This window comes from Constrictibacter sp. MBR-5, assembly GCF_040549485.1.
Taxonomy (GTDB): Bacteria; Pseudomonadota; Alphaproteobacteria; order JAJUGE01; family JAJUGE01; genus Constrictibacter.
In genome coordinates, this window is sequence record NZ_JBEPTK010000007.1 from 248,923 (window position 1) to 267,628 (window position 18,706).

At 70.6% G+C, this 18,706-nt stretch carries 11 protein-coding genes; 1 reads left to right on the plus strand and 10 read right to left on the minus strand.

What is annotated here, in order from left to right:
- Positions 1-28 precede the first annotated feature (28 nt).
- From ABIE65_RS16510 to gltS, 6 genes are all read right to left on the minus strand, one after another.
- On the minus strand, positions 29-1,243 hold the full coding sequence (locus ABIE65_RS16510; protein WP_354079121.1) for an NADP-dependent isocitrate dehydrogenase: 1,215 nt from the start codon (positions 1,241-1,243) through the stop codon (positions 29-31).
- A 799-nt stretch (positions 1,244-2,042) separates the two neighbouring features.
- On the minus strand, positions 2,043-3,302 hold the full coding sequence (locus ABIE65_RS16515) for an acyl-CoA dehydrogenase family protein (protein ID WP_354079122.1): 1,260 nt from the start codon (positions 3,300-3,302) through the stop codon (positions 2,043-2,045).
- Between the two features lie 137 nt (positions 3,303-3,439).
- The gene (locus ABIE65_RS16520; protein ID WP_354079123.1) at positions 3,440-3,820 is read right to left on the minus strand and encodes a response regulator; all 381 of its coding nucleotides are present in this window, start codon (positions 3,818-3,820) and stop codon (positions 3,440-3,442) included.
- Between the two features lie 2 nt (positions 3,821-3,822).
- A complete protein-coding gene (locus ABIE65_RS16525) occupies positions 3,823-5,232 on the minus strand; it encodes a PAS domain-containing HWE histidine kinase family protein (protein WP_354079124.1) in 1,410 nt (469 codons plus the stop codon).
- 126 nt (positions 5,233-5,358) lie between these two features.
- Positions 5,359-6,870, minus strand: a complete 1,512-nt coding sequence (locus ABIE65_RS16530; RefSeq protein ID WP_354079125.1) for a TAXI family TRAP transporter solute-binding subunit — start codon at positions 6,868-6,870, stop codon at positions 5,359-5,361.
- A 13-nt stretch (positions 6,871-6,883) separates the two neighbouring features.
- A complete protein-coding gene (gene gltS, locus ABIE65_RS16535; RefSeq protein ID WP_354079127.1) occupies positions 6,884-8,098 on the minus strand; it encodes a sodium/glutamate symporter in 1,215 nt (404 codons plus the stop codon).
- Between the two features lie 267 nt (positions 8,099-8,365).
- Here gltS and ABIE65_RS16540 point away from each other — a divergent pair, with 267 nt between their 5' ends.
- Positions 8,366-9,133, plus strand: a complete 768-nt coding sequence (locus tag ABIE65_RS16540; protein ID WP_354079129.1) for a TerC family protein — start codon at positions 8,366-8,368, stop codon at positions 9,131-9,133.
- Positions 9,134-9,145: 12 nt separating this feature from the next.
- Here the strand turns inward: ABIE65_RS16540 and ABIE65_RS16545 are convergent, their stop codons facing one another.
- The 4 genes from ABIE65_RS16545 to ABIE65_RS16560 all read right to left on the minus strand — a co-directional run bounded on the left by ABIE65_RS16545 (position 9,146) and on the right by ABIE65_RS16560 (position 18,706).
- Positions 9,146-9,823, minus strand: a complete 678-nt coding sequence (locus tag ABIE65_RS16545) for a hypothetical protein (RefSeq protein ID WP_354079131.1) — start codon at positions 9,821-9,823, stop codon at positions 9,146-9,148.
- Positions 9,824-9,825: 2 nt separating this feature from the next.
- Positions 9,826-12,849, minus strand: a complete 3,024-nt coding sequence (locus tag ABIE65_RS16550) for a DUF6519 domain-containing protein (protein WP_354079133.1) — start codon at positions 12,847-12,849, stop codon at positions 9,826-9,828.
- Positions 12,850-12,929: 80 nt separating this feature from the next.
- Complete coding sequence (locus ABIE65_RS16555) at positions 12,930-15,194, minus strand: hypothetical protein (protein ID WP_354079135.1); 2,265 nt, start codon at positions 15,192-15,194, stop codon at positions 12,930-12,932.
- The gene (locus ABIE65_RS16560; RefSeq protein ID WP_354079137.1) at positions 15,191-18,706 is read right to left on the minus strand and encodes a putative baseplate assembly protein; all 3,516 of its coding nucleotides are present in this window, start codon (positions 18,704-18,706) and stop codon (positions 15,191-15,193) included. Before ABIE65_RS16560 ends, ABIE65_RS16555 begins: the two co-directional genes overlap by 4 nt.

Genomic DNA, 18,706 nt, shown 5'->3' on the forward strand with positions numbered 1-18,706 from the left:
GTCCGGGCACGACACGGGGTAAGGACGATCAGGCGAGCGCCTTCTTCAGGTTCTCGTCCAGCTTGTCGAGGAACTGGGTCGTGGTCAGCCACTTCTGGTCAGGGCCGACGAGCAGCGCCAGGTCCTTGGTCATGTAGCCGGATTCGACCGTATCGATGCAGACCTTCTCCAGCGTCTCGGCGAAGTGGCTGACGTCCGGCGTGCCGTCGAACTGGCCGCGATAGTTCAGGCCACGTGTCCAGGCGAAGATCGACGCGATCGGGTTGGTCGACGTCTCCTTGCCCTGCTGGTGCTGGCGGTAGTGGCGCGTCACCGTGCCATGCGCCGCCTCGGCCTCGACCGTCTTTCCGTCCGGCGTCAGCAGGACCGAGGTCATCAGGCCCAGCGAGCCGAAGCCCTGCGCCACCGTGTCCGACTGCACGTCGCCGTCGTAGTTCTTACAGGCCCAGACGAACCCGCCGGACCACTTCAGTGCCGCCGCGACCATGTCGTCGATCAGGCGATGCTCGTAGGTTAGGCCCTTCGCCTTGAACTGGTCGGCGAACTCCTTGTCGAAGATCTCCTGGAAGATGTCCTTGAAGCGGCCGTCGTAATATTTGAGGATCGTGTTCTTGGTCGACAGATAGACCGGATAGCCGCGCTGCAGGCCGTAGTTGAACGACGACCGGGCGAAGCCGGCGATCGACTCGTCCAGGTTGTACATGGTCATCGCCACGCCGCCGCCCGGGAAGTCGAAGACTTCGCGCACCTCGGCGGGGCTGCCGTCGGCCGGCTGGAACGTCACGGTCAGCTTGCCCGCACCCTTCACGACGAAGTCCGTCGCGCGATACTGGTCGCCGAAGGCGTGGCGGCCGATGACCATCGGCTGGGTCCAGCCCGGCACGAGGCGCGGCACGTTCTTGCAGATGATCGGCTCGCGGAAGATCGTGCCGCCGATGATGTTGCGCAGCGTGCCGTTCGGCGACTTCCACATCTGCTTCAGGCCGAATTCCTCGACCCGCTGCTCGTCCGGGGTGATCGTCGCGCACTTGACGCCGACGCCGTACTTCTTGATCGCGTTCGCGGCGTCGACCGTGATCTGGTCGTCCGTCTCGTCGCGCTTCTCCATGCCCAGGTCGTAATACTTCAGGTCGATGTCGAGATAGGGCAGGATCAGCTTCTCCCGGATGAAGTGCCAGATGATCCGCGTCATCTCGTCGCCGTCGAGTTCGACGACGGGGTTTACGACCTTGATCTTCGCCATTCCTGGAGCTCCCTCGGAGTCTATCGCGCGCAGTAGAAAACCGCCGGCACGGGGTGCCGGCGCAGCCGCGCGAACCTTACCACCGCCGCCCCGCCACGCAAGGTGGCAACCGGCGGCTGGGGCGTCCCTGTGGACCGGCCACCCCCGCCCTTCGAGACGCCCGCTGACGCGGTTGTCCTACCCGACGGACACAGTAGGCCTCATGCTGAGGAAACCGCGCAGCGGCCATCTCGAAGCACGAGGCCGGTCCCCCCTTTGCTTCCCCGGACGGAGCGCAGCGAAGATCCGGGGTCTACCCTTCCGCCCGGACGTCGGCGGCGATGCGGCACGACCATGGACCCCGGATCGCTACGCGTCCGGGGGAGCCGACGAGAACCGCACCGATCCTCGTCACTGTCATTGCCGGGCTCGACCCGGCAACCCACGGCAAGCGCTCAGGCTCAGGACGCGGTTGTTCTACCCGGCGGACACAGTGGCCTCATGCTGAGGAGGCCGCGCAGCGGCCGTCTCGAAGCACGAGGTCGGTCCCCGCCCCCTTTGCTTCCCCGGACGGAGCGCAGCGAAGATCCGGGGTCCACCCTTCCGCCCGGGCCTGTCGGCGGCGATGCGGCACGACCATGGACGCCGGATCGCTGCGCGTCCGGGGAAGCAGACGGGAATCGCACCGATCCTCTTCACTGTCATTGCCGGGCTCGTCCCGGCAATCCAGGGCGGGCGCTCGGGCCGCGGCCCTGGATGCCCGGATCAAGTCCGGGCATGACAGTGACGCGGGCACGGCGGTGAAACAGGAGGCAGCGGCTCAGCCTAACAACGCGCTCTGCTTGAACGAGTGCGGCATGACGCGGCTCATGCCGTTCTGCTCCTGCCGGCGGACGACGCCGCGGGCGATGGTGCGCAGGTGCACCTCGTCGGGTCCGTCGATGAACTGCAGCGCGCGGCCCCAGGTCCAGAGATAGGAGATCGGCGTATCGGGGGTCAGGCCCATCGCGCCGAACACCTGCATCGCCCGGTTGGTCACCGTCGTCTGCAGGCGCGCCGCCACGACCTTGATCGCCGAGACGTCGTCGCGCGCCGCCTTGTTGCCCTCCTGGTCGATGCGCCACGCCGCGCGCAGCACCAGCAGGCGCGCCTGGTCGATCTCGATGCGCGACAGGGCCACCGCCTCGCGCACCGTGTCGTGGTCGATGGTGCGCTTGCCGAAGGTCTTGCGGTTCAGGCCGCGGTCGATCATCAGCTCCAGCGCCACCTCGCACTGGCCGATGGTGCGCATGCAGTGGTGGATGCGTCCCGGCCCGAGCCGCGCCTGGGCGATGGCGAAGCCCGCCCCCTCCTCGCCCAGGATGTTCGACGCCGGCACGCGGACGTTCTCGAACACCACCTCGCAATGGCCCTCGGGCGAGATGTGGTGCATCACCGGGATGTTGCGCGCGATCGTGACGCCCGGCGTGCCGGGATCGACCAGCACCATGCTCTGGCGCCGGTGCACCTCGGCGTCGGGGCTGGTGACGCCCATGACGATCATGACGCCCAGCAGCGGGTGCGCGGCGTTGGTGATGAACCACTTGCGGCCGTTGATCACCCACTCGTCGCCCTCGCGGCGGATCGAGGTCTGCACGTTGGTCGCGTCGGAGGAGGCGACCTCGGGCTCGGTCATGCAGAAGGCCGAGCGGATCTTGCCGTGCAGCAGCGGCTTCAGATATTTCTCCTTCTGCTCGGGCGTGCCGAACATGTGGAAGATCTCGGTGTTGCCCGTGTCCGGCGCGTTGCAGTTGAAGATCTCGGGCGACCAGTAGACGCGCCCCATGATCTCGGCCAGCGGCGCATATTCCAGGTTGGTGCAGCGCGTGCCCGGCTCGTCGTCCTTCAGGCCCGGCAGGAACATGTTCCACAGGCCCTGCTCGAACGCCTTCTCCTTCAGGTCCCAGTAGAAGTCGGGCGGGAACTGCCCGGCTTCCGCCTGCTGGTGCCAGGAATGGTCGCGCGGCACGATCTCCTTCGCCATGAAGTCGGTGAGCCGCTGCTGCAGCTCCTTGACCTTGTCCGTATAGGCGAAATCCATGGGCGTGCTCCTGCTGGGCGACATTCGTCGTGCGATCCGCGCCCGATCTTGCACGGCCGGCCCGCCCGCGCAACCGCCCCGCGACGGCATCGCCCGCGCCGCGGCGCCATGACGCCGGGGCTCGCGGCCCCCGCACGCTATGCCCGCCGCGCCACCTCCGCGGCGAGGGTCCGGATCAGCGCTTCCGGGTCCACCGGCTTCTCCATGCGCGGTACCCCGGCATAGACGTCGGGGATGATCCAGGCGTCATAGCCGGTAGCGAAGGCGAAGGGCACGTCGCGCGCCAACAGGGCGTCCGCCACCCTGTAGACCCGGTCGCCGGCCAGATTGACGTCCAGCACCGCAGCATCGAGCCGCGCCTCTCCGGCCATCAGCTGCAGGGCCTCCTGGACCGAAGCGGCCGGGCCGATCACCTCGGCGCCGTGCGTCTCCAACGTCCCGGCGAGGCTGCTGGCGATCAGGTAATCGTCTTCCACCACCAGCACACGGCGCTCCTGGAGGCCGTCGCTCTTTCGCATCGTCACGGCCGTCCCCCCTCGTTCGCCGGAACTGGAATGGAGATCGAGCACCGGACCCCGTCGTTCCGGAAATCCAGCCGCGTCCGGGCCCGCAACTGGTAGCGCAAGGCCCGCTCGATCAGTTCGCTGCCGTAGCCGCGCCGCCGGGGCGTTTCGGCCGGCGGCATGCGGACGCCCGCCTCGCGCCAGTCCAGCTCCACCCAGGACTGGTCGCTTTCCGCGGCGACCCGCCACGTCACCGTCAGTTTCCCGGACGGCTGACCGAGCGCTCCATATTTCACCGCATTGGTGGCGAGTTCATGCAGAGCGAGCGCCAGGGCCTGGATCGCACCGGCGGGCAGGCCCACGGTGGGTCCCCCCACGGTCACCTTGCCCGCGATGTCGGTGTTGCCGCCCAGGGCTGCAAGTTCCGCCTCGACCAACGTGCGCAGGTCGACCACGCCCCGCTCGGCATGCGGCAGCAGCCCCTGGACGCGACTCAGCGCGCGCAGCCGGTTCTCGAATTCGACCTCGAAATCATCCAGCGAGCCGCTCGTCCGCCGCGTCTGGTGCGCGATCGCCTGAACCACGGCGAGCAGGTTGCGGGTGCGGTGCTGCAGCTCGGCCAGCAGGACCTGCTGACGCTCCTGCAGCCCGCGGATCTCGTGGATGTCGGTGGAGGTGCCGACCCATTCGCCCCCGACGCCGCTGTCGACCAGCGGCTTGGCCCGGGTCTGGTGCCAGCGATAGGTGCCGTCGGCGGCGCGGAAAACACGATGCTCGACATAATATTCGCCGGCCGCAGGGGCGACCTGCCAAGCCTCGACCGTCGCCTCGCGGTCGTCCTGATGCACGGCGTCCAGCCAGCCATATCCCAGACTGTCCGGCTCGGACAGTCCGGTGAAGTCGCACCATTGCGGGCTGCCCCAGGTTCGGTCGCCGTTGCCGCGGGTGGCGAAGACCAGCTGCGGAATGCTCCGCGCCAGCAGGCGGAAGCGCGCCTCGCTCTCGCGCAGCCGCTCGCCGACGAGGTGGTGCTCGGTGCGGTCGCGCACGATCTTGGCGAAGCCGCGCAAGGCGTTCCCGCCGCGCAGCGGCATCAGCAGCCCGGACCCCCAGAAGCGCGTGCCGTCGCGGCGCAGATGCCACCGCTCGTCGGTCGCCCGGCCTTCGGCCACGGCCATGCGACGCTCCTGCTCCGGAGCCCCCGAGGCACGATCCTCCGGCACGAAGATCGCGTCGGCGGGCCGCCCGAGCATCTCCTCCTCGGTGTACCCGACCAAACGTTCGGCACCCGTGTTCCAACTGGTGACGATGCCGTCGGGATCGGTGGTGAAGATCGCGAAATCGGCCGCGCTCTCGACGACGAGTTCCAGCAGCTCGCCTCTGTCGATCGCCCATCCCTCGTCCGCTTCGTCACCTGTGCCGCGCAACGCCGGCCTCCTCCTGTTCGGCCGGCATCACACGTCGCCTCGCCGTACTCGCAGGAGATAATCGCTCCTCGATCAGGAAGTTCCGGCTCCTCGCCGCCGGACCCTCCCCGGCCCGGCCCAGCCGCCCTACCGCCCCTTTTCCGGGAGCCGGGCGGCGAAATAGGCCTCCGCCGCAGGATGCAGGGGCAGCGTCAGGCCGGTGCGGGCGCGGCGGGCCGAAACGAGCGCGCCGGCCGCGCTGCCCGCCGCGACGAAGTCGACCCGTTCGAACACCGTGCGCAGCACCGCCTCGACCTCGACCGCCGGCATCTCGGTGCGCGCCGCGAGCACCGCCGTCACGGCCACCGTTGGCACCGCGACGGCCTGTCCCGCATAGGTGGCGGCCGGCAGGACCAGCGGGACGAAGCTGCGATCCTCCGCCGCGAGGGCCGCGACGGCCGCCGCGTCCAGGGGCAGCAGCCGGATCCGTGTGCGTGCCGACAGGCGCTGGATCACGCGCGCCGGCGCGGTGATGACGCTGATGAAGGCGTCGATCTCGCCGGCGGTCAGCGCCGCCGCAGCGCGCACCGGCCCCGACCCGCCGGCCGTGCCCAGGTCCTCCGGGCCGATCCCGTGCGCCGCGAGCACCGCCAGCGCCGTCGGACGCGACCCGGAGTCGGGCAGGCCCAGATCCACCCGCCGGCCGCGCAGGTCGGCGACACTGCGGATCGGGCCGTCGGCGCGCACGACGATATGGACCGGCTCCGGAAACAGGCTCCCCAGCGCCCGCAGCGACGGTGCCGGTCCGCGACCGCCGAACAGTCCCTGCCCGGTCGCCGCCATGGCCGCCACGTCGTTCTGCAGGATCGCCACCTCGGCCGAACCGTCGAGCAGCAGCTGGACGTTCTCGACGCTGCCCTGGGTCGAGACGCCGGTGGAGCGGATGCCGGCCGCTTCGTTACCGGCGGCGATGGCGCGGGCGACCAGATCGTATTCGCCGCCCGCCGGACCGCCCGCGACGACGAAGGCGCGCTGCAGCCGGTCGAGGCGCAGGCTGATCAGCCGGTGCGCCGCCGCCAGTTCTTCGGTGATGATCGCCCGCGCTTCCGTCTCCCGGCCGGGCGGGTCGTCGAACAGTGCGGCGATGCTCTCGATCAGGCTGCGGGCGAGCGCCGGCGGGCCCGTATTGTCGGGCGGTGGCGGCGCCTCGACCGGCGGCGCCACGAAGGGCGCCGCACGCCATCCGTCGCCGGTGCGCACGAACGACACCGCACCGCGCACCCGCAGCACGTCGCCGCGCGCGTTGCCACCCGGCCGGATCCCTTCCAGCCCGCGGTCCGCCGCGCCGAGCAGGCTCGCCAGGGCCGCCGCGTTCAGCGCCTCCCAGTCGCCGAACGCATAGTCGCGCAACAGGGTGAAGCTGGCGTTGTAATAGACGATGCGCCGTTCCGCGCCGTCCTCGCCGTCGGCCAGCGGGCCGCTGCCCAGGCGCTTGAAGTCCGCGATCTCCAGGACCGGGTCGGCGAACGCGGCATCGAGGCGCTCCTGCACCGTGGCGCGCACCGCGGCTTCGTCGGGCGCCGGGCTGCAGGCGCCGAGGAATGCGATCGGCAGAACCAGGGCCAGAAGGGCGAAGAGGCGGACGAACGGGCGGGTCATGGCGGCCTCCCGCTCAGAGACCGAACATCGGCAGGGCGAGGAAGCCCTGGATGATCAAGGCGTTGGTGATGTCGATCAGGAAGGCGCCGACGATCGGGATGATCAGGAAGGCCTGCCGCGACTGGCCGTAGCGCGCCGTCACCGCCTGCATGTTGGCGATCGCGGTCGGCGTCGCCCCCATGCCGAAGCCGCAATGGCCGGCCGCCATCACCGCCGCATCATAGTCGCGGCCCATCACCCGGAAGGTGACGAAGGTCGTATAGAGCGCCACGACCGTGAGCTGCGCCGTCAGGATCAGCAGGATCGGCAGCGCCAGGGACACGAGCTCCCACAGGCGCAGGGCGATCAGCGCCATGGCGAGGAAGAGCGACAGCGACACCGTGCCGAGCAGGTCGACGGTCGCGTCGTCGACCCGGCGCAGCCCCGTCAGCGTCAGCAGGTTGCGCAGAACGACGCCGGTCATCAGCGTCCAGACGAAGGCCGGCAGGGTCAGCCATGCCCCGTCCAGGAGGGCCGCGATGGTGCGCCCGGCGACGATGCAGAGCACGATCAGCAGCAGCGTCTCGGCAAAGGTCTCGGGCGAAAGGGTGCGGCGCGTGGCGGCGGCGATCTCGCCGGGAACGGCGTCCTTGGCGCCGCCCTCGCCCTGGGCGGGCGCCAGCTTGTGGCGCGCGATCAGCCGCTGCGCCACCGGCCCGCCGACGATGCCGCCGAGGACGAGCCCGAAGGTGGCACAGGCCATCGCCAGCTCCATCGCCCCCTGCAGATTGTCCACGTCGGCGAAGCGGGTGGCATAAGCGGCGCCGGTGCCGTGCCCGCCCGACATGGTGATCGATCCGGCGAGCAGGCCGGTGAGCGGATGCAGGTCGAGCCCCCAGGCGGCCGCAACGCCGACGATGTTCTGCAGCGCCAGCATGACCACGACGACCAGCAGGAACACGACGACGCTGCGGCCGCCGCGCAGCAGCGTGCGCACGTCGGCGCTCAGCCCGATCGTGGCGAAGAACGCCAGCATCAGCGGCGCCTGCAGCGACATGTCGAACGTGATCTCGGCGCCCAGCCCGGCGCGCGCGGCGGTGATCGCCGCCGCGGCCAGCAGTCCGCCCACCACCGGCTCCGGAATGTTGTAGCGCTGCAGGAGGGCGACCCGGGCGATGAGGAGACGGCCGATCAGGAGAACGACGATGGTCGCGACCAGCGTCGTCATCACGTCGATTTCGAACTGCATCCCACCGTCCCTGCACCCGTGCCGTCCTAACCAGATAGGCCGCAGGGCCGGCCCGGCCAGACGAAGACGTGGGACCGAAGACGTGGGACCGAAGACGTGGGACCGAAGACGTGGGACGGGGCCGTGGGGACGACGGCGTCGGGCGACGGCGGCTCGGCATCTGTCGCCTCGCGTCGCCGAGGCGGACTTTTCTTTTCGTTCCGGGCAGGATCGAATCCCGCGCGGGCTCGTTGAACCGCGCAGCAAATCGATGGGGTGTGCCGTCAAATGGACTATCTGATTGCCCTTGCCGGCGATCCCGCCGCGTGGATCGCCCTCGTCACCCTGGTGGTGATGGAGGTCGTGCTCGGGATCGACAACCTCATCTTCATCTCGATCCTGACCAACAAACTGCCCGAAGAGCAGCGCTCGCGAGCCCGGCGCATCGGCATCGGCGGCGCCCTCGTGCTGCGTCTCGGCCTCCTCGGCACGGTGGCGATCATCGTGCAGCTGACGGAGCCGATCTTCTCCGCCTTCGGCCACGGCTTCTCCTGGCGCGACCTCATCCTGATCGCCGGCGGCCTCTTCCTCGTCTGGAAGGCGACGAAGGAGATCCACCATAGCGTCGACCCGGATCCGGGCCCGGACATGTTCGGCGGCAAGGTGACGATGACCGCGGCAGCGGCCATCGGCCAGATCCTGCTGCTCGACCTCGTCTTCTCGATCGACAGCATCATCACCGCGGTCGGCATGACCGACCACGTGCCGATCATGGTGATCGCGGTCCTCGTCGCAGTCGGCGTGATGCTGCTGGCCGCGGATCCGCTCGGCAACTTCATCCACGCCAACCCGACCGTGGTGATGCTGGCGCTCGGCTTCCTGCTGCTGATCGGCACCACCCTGATCGCCGACGGCTTCGGCGCCCACGTGCCCAAGGGCTACATCTACGCCGCGATGGCCTTCTCGGCCCTGGTCGAAGTCCTGAACATCTTCTCCCGGCGAGCGCGCCAGCGGCGAGCGTCAGTCACCGCGTCCACGCCTCCGGCCGCGCATTGAGGCTGCCCGCGTTCACCTCTGCTTCGGCGGGACCTTCGACGGCGGTTCCTTCGGCGGCGGCTCCTTGCCGGACGGAATCTCGACGCGGAACTGCCGGACGGCGTTGGCCTGCAGCATGAAGGTCTCCGGGTCGCGGTGGATGATGGTGCGGCCGCGGCGGACGACGAGCGAGAACTGCGCCTTGGCCTCGATCAGCTTCTTCACCAGGTCGGCCGGATAGGTCGCATAGAACTCGCCGTCCTCGTCCGTCGTCGCCGGCGCCAGTTCCGCTTGCTTGCCGGTCGCCGCGACGAAGCCCACCTCCACGCCGGCGAGCGGCTTGCCGGCCGCCTCGCGGACGCGGCCGGTGGCCGTCCAGCCACCGGCGGCGGGAGCCGCCGTCGCCTCGATCCGCCGCGCCAGCGCCTCGGCCGATTTCGCCTGCCGCTCGACCGATTCCAGCGCTGCGGTCACCCGCATGACGCGCGGGTGATCCTTGCCGTGCGCCTTGGTCAAGCGCTGCACTTCCTCGGTCAGCATCGCGGTTTCGGCGCGGGTGCGAACCGCGTCGAGCTTCACCTGCTCGCGGCGCTCGTCCTCGATGCGGTCGAAGGCGGCGGTGAGCGTCGCCACTGCGGTCGGCTCGCGGGCCACGGCGCCGAGCGCCTCGGATCGCGCGCCGCCGACGGTCTTGCTGGCTGCTTTGGCCATGGTCACATCGCCCCGATGATGTTGTCTTCAGCGCAATATTGCGGGTGCGGCCAGATGACCGCGTTGTTGCCGATGAAGGATTTCGGCGAGAAGCCGAAGGCCCGGATGCAGCTGGTCGCCTGGTTGTTCGTGCAGTGGTTGAACAGCCCGAGCGACAGGATCGAGAAGGCCGTGAGCAGCGGCGTCGACATGAAGCCGTTGCCGGTGACCCGGGTCGTGATGGCGAAGTTCAGCAGGTCGCACAGCAGCAGGTCCCGGCCCAGCACGCCCTCGCTCTGATTGTTGGCCACCGAGGTGTCGTCGAGCGAGAAGATCAGCATGTTGGCGAGTGCCAGCTCCGAGGTCGGCGCCGTGAGATCGAGCCTCACCTGATTGCCGGTGAACTGCACCTGTCCGCCGACGACGAGCCGCTCGACCGGCTGCCCCTGCAGCGTGAAGCCCTCCTTCAGCCCGTCGAAGCCCAGCGCCGCGAGCCAGCCGGCCATGTAGCCCGGCAGGCCGCGGTTCATCAGATAGACACTCCCGACATAGGCGTCGGCGGCGTCGGTGATCTCGTCCTGGAGGTCGGCGAGGATGTCGATGGCGGCGAGCCGGTTGTCGCGGATCTGCATCGCGCCCATGCCGGCGATCCAGAGTGCCGGCCCGCGCCGGCTCTCGACCACGTTGCCGTCGATCCGCACGGCCGCCACCGCGCTCACGCGGAAGGTTCCGCTCTCCTTGCCGTGCGGGTCGATCACCGCCGTCGTGCCCGCATTGCGCAGCATGATGCCCGCCTGCGGCCCGGGCAGCAGTTCGCCGTCGGGCAGGCGGCCGTTGTCGCGGAGCAGGTTGCGGGTGATCTGGACGTTGCGGCTGTGCGCCGCGAAGATGCCGCACACCGCCACGCGCGCCTGACCGCCGTTGCGCTCGATGCGGTTGTCGTGGATCTCCAGGTCGTAGACGCGGCCGAGCACGATGCCGCCGAACGGTGCTCCGTTCTCCCGCTCCACCTGCTCCGAGACGCAGTCGATGATCTCGTTGCCGACGATCCGCAGCCCCATCACGATGCCGTCCTCGACCCCCTGGGGATCGAAGAAGCCGCCGGCGATGCCGTTCTCCATGGCGCCGCGGATGCGGTTGCGCAGGATCTCGACGTCGTAGGCCGGCTTGCGTCCACCCAGGTGGATGGCGCTGGAGCGCGAGCCGGTCAGGTCGTTGTCCTCGATCCGCACGGTGTCCGCGCCCTCCGCGACGCGCACGGGTCCCTCGGCGATGCGGTTGCCCGCGACGACGATGCGCTCGCCGAGCAGCTGGACGCCGCCGGATGCGCGGATGCGGCAGTCTTCCATGGCGAAGTCGGTGACGCCCTCCGCCGATACGGCCGCACCGGATCCCTGGTTCCAGAGGTCCAGGTCCAGGAGCCGCTGGCCCTCGCCGCGCAGCAGGACGATCGGCGCCTCGTTCTCCGCCACCGCCGAGAAGGATTCCAGCACGTCCCCTTCCCCGGCGATCATCAGGCCCGGACCGCGCCCGATGCTCAGCCGCGACTCCGGTCCGCAGCCGAGGACCCGGACGCGGGCGCGGTCGATGACGACCGGCGCCTCGATCTCGTGGATGCCGGGCAGCAGGCAGATGGTGACCGGCACCTCTTCGTCGGGCGCGATACCCGGCAGTGCCGCGACGGCGGCCGCCAGGGTCGGATAGTCGCCCTGCTGATTCTCGGTGCTGCCGACGCTGACGGTGCAGCAGCAGGCGCAGTCCTGCGGCCGCGGCCGGCAGTCCTGCACCTCCATCGCGCCGCCCAGGCCGCTGATCACGCCGATCTGCAGATAGTGGTGCTCGATGCCGCGCGGTGGGGCGTCCGTCAGGATCTCGACCGAGGCATCTGCCGTGCGCGCGGCGAAAACCCAGTAGTCGCCGAGGCGGAACGCGCCGCCGGCCGGATCGACCGAGAAGGCGACGTTCACGCCGTCCTCGATCGCGATCGGCCCCGCTACGACGTCGATCAGGCCATCCGCGTCGATCGTCGCATTGCTGGAATTCTGGTCCCAGCGCTGGACCCGCGTATGGCGCTCGGCCAGTTCCGTCGCGTTCGCGCCGAAGGCCCGGCCGCCGCCCGTCGGCAGCGCCCGATCCAGCGTGATGGTCAGCGCCGCCTCGTCCGTGTCGACGACCCGTGCCATCTCGCCGGGCTCACCCATCAGCTCGCGATGGTCGTCGGTGACGGTCACCCAGTCGTCGGCGCGGAAGCGCAGGACCTTGTCGCGGCCGATGCGCGCCACGGTCAGCACGGTCTCGGTGCCGCTGACCGCGACCGCCTCCACCGGCGAGACGATCGAGCCGTTGTCGCGCGACCATTTGAACTTCGCGGTACCGAGCGGCCCCGGCGTCTGCACCTCGACCCGGTAGAGCCGGTTCTCGAGCCCGCGATAGCCGCCGGTCGGCGACAGGATGCAGGGGTCGCCGCTCGGCGGCGGCGCGAAGGCCGAGGTCGTCAGGCGCCCCGCGGACGGCGGGAACATTGCGTCCAGGTCGACGCCGCACGCCGCCTCGCCCTCGACCGCCGCCCACTTCACCTGCCAGACGCGCTGCACCCGCGTCGTCGTGTCGGGCCCGCCCAGCGCCTTCTCCAGCAGCAGCGGGTCCTCGACATAGGTCACCTCGCGCAGCCAGACGTCGAGATAGGCGATGACGTCGCCCTGCGCCGGCAGCGGCGGCGGATCGGGCAGGAAGGGCTGCGACAGGTAGGTCGGCGCCTCCGCCTCGAACGCCTCGGCGAGCAGCCCGTCGAGATAGAGCCGGCCGGGCCCGATCGAGACGTCGGCCGGCGGTCCGGCGAGCGGCGCGATCAGGAAGGCGTCCGGCGTGTTCAGCCAGGCCACCGCGGCCGGCCCGAACGTGTCGAGCGCCTGGATGCGCAGCTGGCGCGCGGTGATCGCCGTCTGTTCGTTCCAGTCGGCGTCCAGCGTGACCCGGCCCTGCTGCATCAGGACGCCGGCATAGCGCCGATCCGGGCGGTGCGTGAACCGTGTGTAGTCGCCTGTCATGGCCCTGTCCCCGACCCTCTGGCTGCCGATCGCGGCAGTCTGTTATCGCGCGTCGATGCGGTACGAAGCGGTGCGCCGCGTCACGTCGCGTAGATGATTCCCGGCTCCAGCCCGAACGGCAGGTATTCCTCCAACCGCAGGCGGAGGTTCGCTTCGCGCTGCGGCTGCTTCAGATGGCAATAGGCCCCCATCTCCGATCCGTCCTCCGCCCCCTTGGCGATCTCGGCCGGCCCGTTCAGGTGGAGCTGTCGATAGGCCGGCTGGCCGTAGCGTTCGGAGGTGTATTCGGGCGTCAGCCACAGCCGGACCCGGTCGCGGATCGCGTCCTTCTGCGCCTGGCCGAGCGCATCGCCGCCGGCCGCTTCGATCTCTTCGGCGATGCGCAGGTCCGGCTGGCAGCGATAGCGCTGCGGCGTCTCCGACCCCGACGCCAGCCAGGAGAAGCGCACGCAGCCGGTCTGGCGGCGCTCGCACAGGACGACGCCGTCGAAGATCACCTCGCTGGCGAGCGTCAGTTCCTTGACGTGCGTCGCACCGATGACGGTCACCCGCTCCAACCAGGCCGGCGGCCCCGGCGCATCGTCGGCCGCCGGATCGGCGATCGCCGAAACGTCGACCCCGTCGATGATCGAATCGAGCGCCCAAAGACCTTCGATGTGGCGCGGCAGACGCAGCGGCCCGGTCACCGAGAAGGCCAGTTCGATGCGCAGGTCCTGGTTGATCTCTTCGCCGCCGGCCTCGCCCTCGACCAGGATCGCGGCCGGCGTCGGGCCGGCTGCCGGCGGCGGCAGGTCCGGATCCGGCTCGGCGATGCTCCCGCCGGGCACCAGCGTCGAATGCAGCAGCCGCACCCGGTCGAGCGAGCCCTCCACATGGACCGTCCCCTCGATCAGCAGGCCGCTCAGCGTGACCGACGCGCCTTCGTGAATCCCCGTGATCGTCAGCGGTGCCGGCAGCCGCAGATGCGGGCGCACGCCGTCCGCCGCCTCGATCGCCAGCCACGCACCATCCGCCGGCTCGATGGTCAGGGCGTCCGCATAAGTGCGGTTGTCGCGCACCGAGACGACCGTGTTCGGCCGACCCAGATTGACCCACTCCGCCAGGGCGTCGGCGATGGTGGCGAACGTGCCGGGATCGCCGCTGCCGTCGACCGGCAGGGTCCGGTCCTGAAGGTCGCGCCGCACCTGCCAGGCGCGACGCCGGTAGGGACCGCCGCCCAGGTCGGCCGGGAACCCGTGATGGAACCAGACCTCGACCGGCAGCGCCGGATCGAACAGCGCACCCAACGCCAGACGGCCCCGCGCCACGTCGACGGCGATGGTGTCGTCCGCCGGCTGCGACCAGATCGACAGGTTGGAGCAGCGCACCCGCTCCGGCGGCACCGGTATGCCATCGAGGAAGACCATCAGGCTGGCGTCGGGCGCCTGCGGCAGCAGCGATCCCGGCACCACGTCGAACAGGCCGTAGAAGCCGGTGAAGCCCGGCGGCGGCAGGACCCCCCCATAGGCCTCCAGATCCTCGTAGAACAGCGCCGGCCGGATCGCCTGCGGCACGTGGAACTCGGTGGCGAGGCCGCGCGCGTCGCCCTCGCGCCGCAGCCGCGAGAACAGCGGCGCGTCCTGGCCGAGCGGGCTGAAATGCAGCCGCCAGTCGTCGGCCGCCGTCACGCGCCGCGGCGTCACCCGCTCCGCCTCGAAGCTGCGCAGGCGCCACAGGTGGAAGCCGATGTTGCGGATGTTCCACCAGCCCTCGTTCTGGGCGATGGCGCGCACGTCGGCGGTGTGTGCGACATGATCGAACGGGCCGTTCAGCCGGTCGATCGCCTCGGGCGAGCGGATGTCGGGGCAGAGCAGCGCATGCTCGCGGATGTGGTTGCGCACGAACTGCGTCCAGCCCAGCAGTTCGAAATACTCGACGGCATGCGCCGCCCAGCCGGTCACGTCGCGCGCCAGTTCCTCCAGCATGGGCAACGTGCCCTTGCGCCGGCGGTAGTAGATCGTCTTCGCCACGTCGGCCCGCGCGCGGAGCGCGACTTCGGGGACCAGGGTCGGCCCGGCGAGGTCGGGGAACAGCGCCTTGGCCGTGTCCGGCTGGCGGATGTGCGACGCGTCGAACAGCGGCGTCGTCCCGACCAGGTCGCCGATATAGGGGACGACCCAGGGGGCGGCCGTCTCGACGAAGGCGTTGTTCCACAGCGCCCCAATGTCCGCCTCGATCGCGTCCGCCTGGCGCTGGACGATGCGCAGCAGCGCGCGCAGGGGCTCGCCCTGCTCGGCGTCCTGCTCGCGATAGAGCGCCGGCAGCAGGTTGTAGAGCTTGTCTTCGTTCTGTTCGGTGCCGTTCATTGCCCGCCCAGTCCTTCGACGATGGTGAGGGTCACGTCCGTGTCGGGGCTCTCGATGAAGGCCTGTTCGGCGGGTATCACCGCCGGCGGCGCGCCGCCGAAGACGCCGGCGACGACCGGATCGCCGGCGAGCGCGCCGCCCGTGTTCGGCCGCGCGTCGAAGATCCGCACATGGCGCTGCTGTGCCGCCGCCGTGGCACCGCGCAGCGCGCGCTGCGCCGCGGTCCAGGTTTCGGCTCCCTTGCAGCGGAAGACGTCGAGATCGACCGCGACGACGCCAAGCGCACCCTGCAGCACGGCGAAGACGTCGCTCGCATGCACCGACCGGCCGAGGGGCATCGCGGCAAAGGCGAAATGATCGAGCAGCGCCTTCAGCGCCGCCGCCCGCACCTCGTCGGCGACCCGTGCCGGATCCGCCACGATCTTCGCCCGCACGACGACCGGCACGCGGATCAGGTTGGCGATGTCGAGGCGCCGGTTGATGTCGCGCTGGGTGTCGAGCGCATCGTGCAGCGACTTCAGCGAGTCGGCCGACAGCGTCGCCCCCTCCTGCGCCGCCACGGTCAGGTGGACGGCCTTCTCCAGCCCCTTCCAGACCCAGGTCGCCCGCGACTTCGCCACCAGCCCGGAGGTCGCCAGCAGCGCCTCGAAGTCGCCCAGCGAGATCGCACGGCCGAAGGTCTTCACGGTCGTCGGTGCCGTCTCGCGCGCCGTCTCCAGCGGCTCCGGATCCGCGCCGCCCTCGGCCGGCAGCGGATTGCGCACCGCGCGCAGCCCGACCGGCCGGGTCAGCAGGATGGAGAGCTGCTCGGCCGCCATCCGGCCGCCGAGACCGAGCCCCTGACGATAGCTGGCGACGACGTTGCCCTGCCCGGTCGGCACGCGTGCCCCCGTCCGCCCGTCGCCGAACTGCACCACCGTGCCGCCGTCGTCGTTCTGCCGCGCGGTGAAGACGCGCGCGTTCGGTGGCTGGCCGTAGAGGCTGTCCGTCTCGGTCCAGGCCTCGCCGTTGACGCGCAGGGTCAGCGTGCTGGCGCCGGCCACCGACTTCGAACTCGGCAGGCGGGTCAGCGGCGGCTTGCGCAGGACGAAGCGCTGGAAGGCGCGGGTCGCGTCGCCGTTGCCGAGCGGCTCGTCGGCGACCGTCTCGCCATGGCTGGCCTGCGCCACGTTGCCGAGCAGCACCGCCGTCGCCGACGACAGCGGGGTCGCGGGTGCCGGCGTGAAGTCGATGGCGAGATGCGACGGCTCGCCGCCCCAGATCGCCGCGACCGGCGTCGCCGCCGTCACGGTGGCGACGTGCGGCGTCGCCGCCCCATCCTCGATGATGATGCGCCGGCCCTTCTCGATCGTGGCGAGATCGGCGAGCGGCGCCACGACGCGGCCCGTTTCGATCCGCTCCGGATAGTCGAAGCCGCGGAACGCGATCTCCGGCGACTCCAGATGCCAGATCCGCGCCTTGCGCCGGTCGGCTATGCCGCCGATGCCGTCGCCGCGCGAAATCCACGATGTCCAGGAGCTGCCGTTCCAGCTGCGCTGCAGCAGCGTTCCGTCGGCGGCCCGTACGAAGACGTAGATCGCGGTGCCGACGGCGATCGGCGCCGGCGCCGATCCCAGCGTCCCGCCGAGCGACGTCCAGGCGCTCCATTTGACCCCGTTCCAATAGGCCGTCTTGAGCGCGCCGTCGCTGCCGCGGGCGAACAGGTCGATGCGGCTGGCGCCGGTCGATACGGCCGCCGGCTCTTCGACGATGTCGCCGCCCAGCGACGTCCAGTCCGACCATTTGGCGCCGTTCCAGGCGCGCCACGTCACGCTGCCGTCGTCGGCCCGCACGAACAGGTCCAGGCGGTTGGCGGCGCGCGCCACCGCGACCGGCTGCGATGCCGCCGTGCCGCCCAGCGACTGCCACGCCGCCCACGACACGCCGTTCCACGATCGCCGCCAGATGGCCCGGTCGACACCGCGGACGAACACGTCGATCCGGTTGGGCCCCCAAGAGGCCGCCGATATCTCCGACATCAGCACGCCGCCGAGCGGCTGCCAGCCGCCCCACGCGCCGCCGACGCGGCTGCGATACCAGAGCCCCAGGTCGAAGCCGCGCACGAAGACGTGCAGCGCGCCGCCGGTGTGCGACACCGCCGCCGGTCCGGAGGTCAGGCCGCCGCCGAGCGACGACCAGCCGCTCCAGCCGCCGGGGCCCATCGTGTCGACCCAGAGCGCATTGTCGAGGCCGCGGCCGAACAGCTCGATCCGGTCGAGCGCCGACGAGACGGCCACGGGCGGCGTCGTCAGGATGCCGCCGTCGCGCGCCTGCCAGCTGCCGTCGCCGACGCCGCCGTCGAGGATCATCGACAGCGCCGCATCCGTGCCGCTGCGGGCGAACACGGCATAGGCGCCCGGCGCCCGTGACACCGCCGCCGGCCGGCCGTGGATCACCTGGCGCAGTGCCACATGGGTGACCGTGTCCTGGATCTGGCCGAGCTTGGCCGGCTCGTCCTTCGTCTCGGTGACGCGGGCGAGGCGCATGCGCGGCACGCTGCCCGCACCGGCGTCGACCAGCATCAGCGCCCCCGGCTCCAGGTCGGGCGCACGCGATTCGAGCGGCAGGAAGCCCGTCGCCGGCAATCCCATGAGATAGCCGCCGGACCCGGCCGTCACCGTCTTCCAGCGCTGCGCCGGCGGGATCGCCGGGTTCGCGTCGTAGAAGGAATAGCTGTCGGGCGCCCCGCGGCCGAAGAAGCCGAGGCTGCGCTTCAGTTTCGCGGCGTGCGCCGCGTCCGCGCGCCAGTTCGCCGCCTGGATGCCCGGCGCCCAGCCGAGCTCCCGCCCGCCGTCGCGGTTCTCCAGCGACGTCGCCGTCTTCTCCTCCGCCGCCCAGGCGGTGAAGAAGACGAGCTTGTTGCCCGGCGCCAATCCGTCCGGTGCCGCGAGAATCGGCGCGCGCGTCCCACCCGGAGCCACTGCGTTGAAGAGCAGGGGCGGCGCGAATACCCGCACCCGGTTCAGGGCCGCGAGCGCACGGATCTCCTCGATCGTCTCGAAGAACTGCGGACGCTCGTCCTGGCCGGGAACGCTCATCACCTTCAGGCCGACCGGGATGCGCGTCGTAGCACCGCTGTCCAGGGTAAAGGCGAACTGCGTCGTCGTGGCGAGCCCGGCGCGCAGGTGGTAGTCGAGCAGCCGCGCCAGCCGCAGCACCGAATCGCGCTCCCGCGCCGTGCGCAGGAAGAACTCGTTGGCGTTGCGCTCCTGGTAGAAGGTCAGCACGTCGCCGACCGCCGCCCAAAGCTCCAGGATGGTGATCGCGTAGTCGTCGCTCTCGCGCGTCGTCAGGCCCGCGAGCGCGGGTTCCTCGGCGATCGCCTGCAGCATGGCGGCCCGGAACGAGCCGAACGTGCCGATCCGGTAGGCGAGCGCCGAGAGGCCCGGCCGGTTGAACAGCAGGCCCGGCGCCGGCGCCACACCGGGTGCGCAGCAGGCGCAGAAGGCGGGATGGGGCAGCATCTGTGCCAT